The 8,248-nt window shown below is 42.2% G+C and carries 4 protein-coding genes and 1 pseudogene; 4 read left to right on the top strand and 1 reads right to left on the bottom strand.

Features of this window, described 5'->3' with window-relative positions; all coding sequences use genetic code 11:
* Nucleotides 1–71 precede the first annotated feature (71 nt).
* The 4 genes and pseudogenes from CDG77_RS38890 to CDG77_RS24240 all read left to right on the top strand — a co-directional run.
* Nucleotides 72–1,697 (top strand): annotated as a pseudogene (locus CDG77_RS38890) (FAD-dependent oxidoreductase); the annotation flags it as partial.
* Nucleotides 1,698–1,843: 146 nt separating this feature from the next.
* Nucleotides 1,844–2,023: a photosystem II assembly protein Psb34 gene (gene psb34 / locus CDG77_RS24250; RefSeq protein WP_094331904.1), complete on the top strand. Its 180-nt coding sequence runs from the start codon at nucleotides 1,844–1,846 to the stop codon at nucleotides 2,021–2,023.
* A 257-nt stretch (nucleotides 2,024–2,280) separates the two neighbouring features.
* Nucleotides 2,281–4,455: a tetratricopeptide repeat protein gene (locus CDG77_RS24245; RefSeq protein WP_223269945.1), complete on the top strand. Its 2,175-nt coding sequence runs from the start codon at nucleotides 2,281–2,283 to the stop codon at nucleotides 4,453–4,455.
* A gap of 311 nt (nucleotides 4,456–4,766) precedes the next feature.
* On the top strand, nucleotides 4,767–5,504 hold the full coding sequence (locus tag CDG77_RS24240; protein ID WP_094331902.1) for a choice-of-anchor K domain-containing protein: 738 nt from the start codon (nucleotides 4,767–4,769) through the stop codon (nucleotides 5,502–5,504).
* Between the two features lie 390 nt (nucleotides 5,505–5,894).
* Here CDG77_RS24240 and CDG77_RS24230 read toward each other — a convergent pair whose 3' ends face one another.
* Nucleotides 5,895–8,120 carry an EAL domain-containing protein gene (locus CDG77_RS24230; protein WP_094331901.1) on the bottom strand — a complete coding sequence of 742 codons (2,226 nt, stop codon included), beginning with the start codon at nucleotides 8,118–8,120 and terminating at the stop codon, nucleotides 5,895–5,897.
* Between the last annotated feature and the right edge of the window lie 128 nt (nucleotides 8,121–8,248).

Raw genomic sequence — 8,248 nt, 5'->3', positions numbered from 1 at the left:
TTTTTATTTAACCAGTAAGCCGGGCATAAGAAAAATGAGGGGAATGAAAGAATTAATTTCTCTCCCCCTCATCCCCGGCTTACTGGTTAAATAAAGAGGCAATTCATCAATATCAGCCAGGATTGGGAGCAGAGGTAGTTGGTGGTTGGTGGTATCCTGAAGACGCACAAGTTGATAATAAGGCTCTAGCTCATGTATTGCGAACGGCGGCTGAATCTATTGGTGTTGAACTCAAAGATGGTATTACGGTAGAAGGATTTTTACAGCAGCAAGGACAAGTGGTTGGCGTGCAAACCAATGCTGGAATAATTCGCGCCGCGCACTATGTTTTAGCTTCAGGTGCTTGGTCAAATGAGTTATTACCGCTACCAGTGGTACCCAGAAAAGGACAAATGCTGAGTGTGCGGATACCAGAATTTGCGCCAGACTTGCCCTTGAAGCGGGTTTTGTTTGGGCAGAATATTTACATCGTACCAAGATGCGATCGCCTGATTATCGGGGCAACAAGCGAAGACGTTGGCTTCACCCCCAACAACACCCCAGACGGCATTCAAAAATTATTACAAGCTGCCATCCGCCTGTATCCCCAATTAAAGCATTATCCCATCCAAGAGTTCTGGTGGGGATTTCGCCCAGCCACCCCCGATGAGTTACCCATCCTTGGCACTACTCACTGTCAAAATTTAACCTTTGCAACTGGTCATTACCGTAACGGAATTCTACTGACACCCGTAACAGCCTCATTGATTGCCGACTTAATATTAGAACAAAAGCCCGATCCTCTACTTGCTGATTTTCACTATTCACGCTTCCAATCCCAGCCATCTACCTCCACCCCAATGCTGACTCACTCTGCCAATTTCTCTAACGGGCATCATACTGCTATATCCCCACTCCCTATTCAAGACTCCCCACTAATTATTGCTGGCAAAACCTTTCAATCCCGCTTGATGACGGGAACTGGTAAGTATCGCAGCATTGAAGAAATGCAGCAAAGCGTCATTGCCAGTGATTGCCAAATTGTCACCGTGGCAGTCCGACGGGTACAAACTAAAGCCCCCGGACATGAAGGTTTAGCTGAAGCTTTAGATTGGACAAAAATTTGGATGTTACCCAATACCGCAGGTTGTCAAACAGCTGAAGAGGCGATTCGGGTAGCGCGTTTGGGACGAGAAATGGCGAAATTGTTAGGGCAGGAAGATAATAATTTTGTCAAGTTAGAAGTAATACCTGACCTTAAGTATTTACTCCCAGATCCAATTGGGACGCTGCAAGCCGCAGAACAACTAGTGAAAGAAGGTTTTGCAGTCTTGCCCTATATTAACGCTGACCCCATGTTAGCCAAGCGGTTAGAAGAAGTAGGCTGTGCGACGGTAATGCCTTTGGCATCGCCAATTGGTTCTGGACAAGGGCTAAAGACAACCGCCAATATCCAAATCATCATCGAAAATGCAGGTATACCGGTGGTGGTAGATGCAGGTATTGGTTCACCCTCAGAAGCCGCTCAAGCAATGGAATTGGGAGCAGATGTTTTATTAATTAATAGTGCGATCGCACTTTCTCCAAACCCAGCAGCAATGGCTCGTGCCATGAATTTAGCAACAGTCGCCGGTCGTCTAGCATACCTTGCTGGCAGGATGCCCATCAAAGATTATGCCAGTCCTAGTTCACCTCTCACCGGGACAATTACTAGTTAGGGACTGGGGACTGGGGACTGGGTACTAGGAAAAAGTTCTCTAATCCCAATCCCCAATCCCCAATGTAACGATTTGTCTAGCAGTTTCAGAGCGGATTTAGCATTTATGTAACATTAAATTAACGATAAAGATAAAGGAATTAATTCATGCCCTATACCAATGAAGAAGGCGGCCTTCTGAATAATTTTGCCCGGGAACCAAAGATTTATCAAGCAGAACCTCCCTCAGAAGGGCAAAAACGAACTTATCTCATACTAGGAATCGCCGCTACAGCTTTGGTTGTCGCCTTGATTCTAGTCGCCTTCTTCGTTTCTAAGAGCAGTTGATCGTAAAATATTTTCAGAAAACTTCATCTTCTTTATAGTTTTTCAGGTTCCAATTTAAATAGGGGCCTGGTTTTTTATTTTTTGTTAAAATTGAACTGGCAATTAAAGTATAATTATATACTTATTTGTTTATATTTATAAAGGCTTAATTTATCCTGAGCAGCACAATATCTATTTAAAAATGATTTCTATCATGAGTTTAGCCCACTTGGATGCACCCAGAACGGTGATATATACTTTGTTTTGGCTCTTTAAGCGTGAATGATACTGCATACAACAATAATTCAACTTGGAATCGGCAAGTATACCACCGCCTGAAACTTGCCTTAAGTCTTGGCTTGCGACGACAACTTTTTTTATCTGTATGTGATAATTTACACTTAAGAAATCAAGTAGCAGCCCGTTTGCATTCTACATTGGCTTATCCTGTTGGACAGGTGCTATATCGGTCATCAAATGCTCAGGAAAATAGCACTCCAGCTTATCCGCGATTAGTTACGTTACGTTTGAATTTAAACGACCCCAATCCCATAGTCCAGATAAATCAATGGCTGGCAAATTATCCACCGCCAATTATTGGGGCATCAAAAGATACCCCTGGAAGACCTTTTCCAGTCCCAGCATTTCAGATTGTAGGTGTGGAGCATCTCACCAAGCAACCAGTCGCAACACAGCGTTTATTTTTACACTATCTTCGTTTAAGCGAACAATATTTTTCTACCCAAGAATCCAGCCGATTCCTAGAATCTAACTTGCTGTTGTGGATACCGCGCCCTTGGTTATCTGCCATCAAGCAATCAGCACCACAGTTTTGGCGTTGCCGGACTGGCGTATTTGTATTTGCTGGAGAACCCACGCCAGCAACTCAAGCAGGCTATCCAGAACGTTTTTCACGTTCTGGAAGCTTGGATTTAGAGAATATTGAGCAGTCGATTATAGATGAATCAGTTAGCCAAGCAGAACTCAGAACGGTAGCCACCGAGTTCAAGTTTGAAAACAATTCCGATTTCCCAGCAGAGATACAAGAGAATGACGTACATCAAACCCAGGAAGCTACGCCACAACAGCAGGAATTTACTAATAGGTCTGGTAGTGGTAATGATAATCAATCGCTGTCATCTTTATCTTATGTTAGTAGCGAGTTAACAGAACTAGTAATAGCAACAATCAACACAAACTCTGCTCAAAATACTGAAGATTACTTACAACCGCAGCAGATTTTGCTGGAGATTGAAGAATTACACAAAAATCAAGTTCCAGGGGAGATACTAGCAGAAGCTTATCATCGCTTGGGCACTTTATACCGCCTTCGCATTGAGCAAGGAGATTCAACTCTAGAAAACCTGATGGTGGCAATTATTGCCTATCAGGAGGCAATTAGCTATGACGAAACTTCATCGCAACTTCCAGATATCTTGAATGATTTGGGCACACTCTACTGGATGCTATACCGCACACCACCAAATTCTGAGGAAGGGCAAACTTATATAGAGCAGGCAATAGAATTTTATCAGTTGGCGTTAAAGATGATGTCACCCCAGACACATCGAGAAACTTACGCTCGCGTGCAAAATAATTTGGGGACAGCTTATGGTGATTTAGCTCGTTTTTCTCACCCATCTGAAAATTGGCAGCAAGCAATTTTAGCTTACAGTGAAGCACTCAGCTACCGTACAGCCGAGATGGATTCATTAAAGTATGCGGCTTGCCAGAACAATTTAGGTACTGCTTACTGGCATCTAGGGCAATATAATCAACCAATTGTGCATTTAAAGAAAGCGATCGCAGCTTACAACGAAGCACTCATACACTACAACCCCGAAGAAGAACCGCTTAAGTATGGCATGATTCAAAATAATATCGGTACTGCTTGTTGGAATCTGGCACAGTACGAACAACCTGCCCAAAATCTCCAACTAGCGATTAATGTCTATAGTGAAGCTCTCAAATATCGCACTCCAGCTAATGTTCCTAGTGCCTGCGCCGCTACACAAAATAATCTGGGTACTGCCTACTGGCATTTAGCAAACCTATCTCAGACAACTAAACAGGCACGGCAAAACTACCTACAACTATGCATCAGTGCTTACGAAGAGGCCATAGACTTGGCTCACTCACTGAGCGGTACTCTTTTAAGTTTCGATTTGCTTGCCTCTTATAATAACCTGGGACTAGCACATTATCAGCTAGTAATAGATAAGTCATTTAATGGTGACAAACCAACACGTTCTCAACACCTAGAAGTAGCATTAGAAAACCATTTAAAAGCCTTAAAAGGATTAAGCAAACAACCCGAAGCTTATCAAACAACTTTTACTTATGTGGTAAAAACTATTCGCGCTTTTCATAATGAATTAGGGATACAGGGACAAAATCTGGCTTTATCTAAAATTCCTAGTCAGTTGTTGCCAGAGATTTTGTCAAAGTTATAAGAAAAACGCTGAAAACTATTGAAAAATAACTTGATATAAACTTGACAATTAGTCAGGGCATCAATTAAAGTAGCCATGTCTACGACGGGCTACACCTACACAAATAGTTTTCTAATTATAAAATGGTAAAATATTTAAACAATCCATAAATTTAGCTTAATAAATATAAATTTATTGTTAAACAAACTTAAACAAGTATAAAGTCTTTATAAAAATTACAATAAGATATTGGCGTATTTTCAGTAAATTCACTAAGGTAGACTAGATATCTAGTTGAAAAAAGTTCAAAGATGAGAATTGAAACCTAAGTTATGAAACTAAGTTTGATTTTTGCGACTGCTATATCTAGTTTTTTTATGAGTGCAACCACAGGATTTAGTTTCTCTGGTCAAGCAGATGCTCTCACTTTTTCTGGTATCTCTAGTGGTACATGGGGAGAACCTACTCCAGGAAGCACCGATACCAATCCCGTATATACAGGTGTGGGAAGCAACACATTTACTTGGGGCGATGCTAATGTTTGTCCATCAAATCCAAGTACTCCTGGGTGTACAGTCACAGGCTCAAATAAACTTACCTTTAATGGAAGTTCATTCTCAGCAGACATCAACTCTGCATTCAAAATAGCTGATTTGACTTACTTTAATGGAACGGTACTCAAAGGTACAAGCGTTGAATTTGTACCTTTAAATCTCAATGTATCCTTCAACCCTCCCACTGGAATCAGCCAAGTTTTTGACTTCAAGTTGCATCTAGTAAATACACCTAATGACGCAACAGATCCTGAAGATAATGCAGACTTTGTATTCATAGACAAAAATTTGAGCGATCGCAGTTTCACCTTTGAAGGCAATAAATACACGCTTGAGTTAACTGGCTTTAATCCAGACATTCCCCAGATAAGTGTTAAGGCTCTTGAAGGAGGGACAAATAGAACAGCTATTTATGCCGAAATCAAACCCATACCCGAACCTGCAATGATAGCGGGTATATCACTGCTAGGGATATATCTGATATCTCGGAAAAAATTCTGGGAGAATAAATACTAAGAGCTTTAGCAGTTAGAACAGTTGCTTCTGTTCGCCTTTAAAGATGTAATTAACTAGGAAATTTTTCGGCTTCAATATGAGCTTTTTAGCGGTTCTTATCTTTGCGATCGTCAGGGCAAGCAATCGCTCAGGAACTGGGAGTCTCTAAAACTACCGTATTTAATTACTTGCGTAGCTCAACTTTTAGTGAACGTCGCGAACGTAGTAACCAAGGTCTCAGTTTTCTCAACCCTTATCAAGATTACCTCCTCAGCCGATGGAATAGCTGCTGCTACAACACTCAATACCTAAATGGTATAAGGAGTCATTTTTTTTAACGCCTCCACCAATGCATCATACAGGTGATTGGAAAAGGGCACTTCCAAGGGCAGAGGAAATGGAAACTGGTAGCTAAATGAGAGATTTAGGTTCAACATCCTCACAGTCCATCTGCACCACACAATTTCTTCCTTGGGCTTTTGCCTGGTAGAGTCCCTGATCGGCAGCAGCAATTAAGGTTGCGGGAGATAATTGGCGATGAGGAGTGATGGTTGCCACACCAAGACTGAGGGTAATGAATTCACTAATCTGAGAATGGGAATGAGGCATTTTTAATGCGCTAATATTGGTCTGAATATCTCTTGCAACTGCAATAGCCCCTTCCATATCAGTATTCGGCAAAATGACTGCAAACTCTTCTCCACCATAACGAGCAACTAAATCAGCAGGGCGTTTAACTGTCTGAGAGATTGCCTTGGCAACCTGTCTGAGTGCATCATCTCCTGCCAGATGTCCATGCGTGTCGTTGTAAAGCTTAAAGTAATCGACATCACACAAAATTAAAGATAGCGAACCTTGCTCTCGTGCCAACCTTTGCCACTGTGCGTTGAATGTGTCATCAAAGCAGCGTCGATTTCCTACTTGGGTTAGACCATCCGAACAGGCAAGGCGCTGTAATTCTTGGTTTGCTTGTTGTAATTGGTGGTAAAGTTCTGATTGCTGAATAGCGATCGCAGCTTGACCTGCTAACTGGTTAAACAAGTTAATCTCCGATTGCTGCCATTGTCTGGGCTGACGGCATTGGTGAGCGATCAATAGTCCCCACAACCGCTCTTGCTGCAAAATTGGCACAACAAGGTTTGCCCGGATTTGCAGACTTCGGAGGAGGTGAATATGACACGGCGATAGTCCCGCATTTTCAATGTCTTCGATCGCTCTGGTGTTACCTTGTTGATAGTAAGCTGCACGGGTAGATTGAAAGCAGGTATCCATGACGTGAAATCCAAAAATCGACATACACCCTTCTGCTAAGGATTCTACAGCAACTAATCCACTCCAGTCTGGCTCAAACTGGTAAATCAGCACTCGGTCTACCTCAAACAGTTGTCGCACTTCGGCTGCTGTGGTTTGCAAAATCTCGTCTAACTCCAACGATTGGCGAATGCGCTGCGTCACTGCTGCCACAATTCGTTCGGACTCGCTTTGGTGTTGAACCTGCTCAACTACCTGAGAATTTGCTGATCCTATAGTTAATGCGATCGGATCGAAGTAAGGGGTTGTAGTAATAGGCACTGCACTGGGTTTAGCAATCAAATAGCCTTGAGCAAAATTTGCACCTCGTTCTCGCAGCCAATTCAGTTCCTCAATGCACTCAATTCCTTCAGCAACGGTCTGGATGTTTAATTTTTGAGTAATCTCTAGAAGCTTCTCGGTAATCGAAGCTTTGTAAAGGTCTTGATGTACATCTCGTATTAACTCCATATCCAGCTTGATAAAGTCTGGACGTAACTGATGCAGCAAGTTTAGGCTGGAATAGCCAGAACCAAGGTCATCAAGAGCGATTAAAAACCCAGCATCGCGGTAGTATTTAAGCACTGCCTTGAGGTGAGTTAAATCTTGAGGATTGTCTGATTCCACGACTTCAAAAACAACGCGATCGTGAGAAAATCCCGCAATATCAATTGCTTCTACTGTACTACGTAGGCAAAAAGCTGGGTCATAAAGTGACGTTGGTGCAAAATTGATGAAGATGTGCCCACTCACTTGATAGCGGCTGAATTGAGTAATTGCGCTGAGGCGAGCAACTTGGTCTAGTTGTGGTAGAAGTCCGGCTTCGGTTGCTAACTCCACAATTGGTGTTGGTAGCACTAAATTGCCTTCTTCATCCAGTCCCCGCAAGAGGGATTCATATCCAAAAATCTGTGATGTATCGTTAATTGAGACAATTGGTTGGAAGTAACTGGTAAATCGTTCCGTTGCCAGCATTTCAACCAGCCAGTTGGATTGGTTCAACTTAATGAAGCGTTGTAATGAGGCGATGTCACTAAAATCGTGGATTTGAGGTTGGAAAGTACCTTGCATGAAAAGGACTTGCGTCTCTTTTAATTCTCTTGGTGCAAGTAGTTTGGCCAGATTACGAGCAATTTCTAGGGACTGTCCGGGTTTACAGTCCAAACTCAAACCTGGACGCTCGTGCATCAATTCATACTTTAAGGCAAACTTCTTTAGGTAGGAGGTGACTTTTGTTAGGGTATGTGGAACGGGGAACCAGAGAAAGAGCCTGCCTGCTTCCTTAGTCTGGCAGCGTGCAACATTGCGACAAGCACAGGTTTTGGAGATAGGACATATTTGGCTCATAGCTAACTACTTTTTTAATCTGATTTGTTCTATTATTCCCACTATTTTTAGTGTAAAAGATAAACTATGCTTCAAATACATGAAGATTTGATGAGTTCTGTAAATTGAATAATTTAGTCTATCAATTA

The sequence above is a fragment of the Nostoc sp. 'Peltigera membranacea cyanobiont' 213 genome (assembly GCF_002245975.1).
In the GTDB taxonomy this organism is placed as follows: Bacteria; Cyanobacteriota; Cyanobacteriia; order Cyanobacteriales; family Nostocaceae; genus Nostoc.
This window is presented reverse-complemented; position numbering and strand designations above follow the sequence as displayed.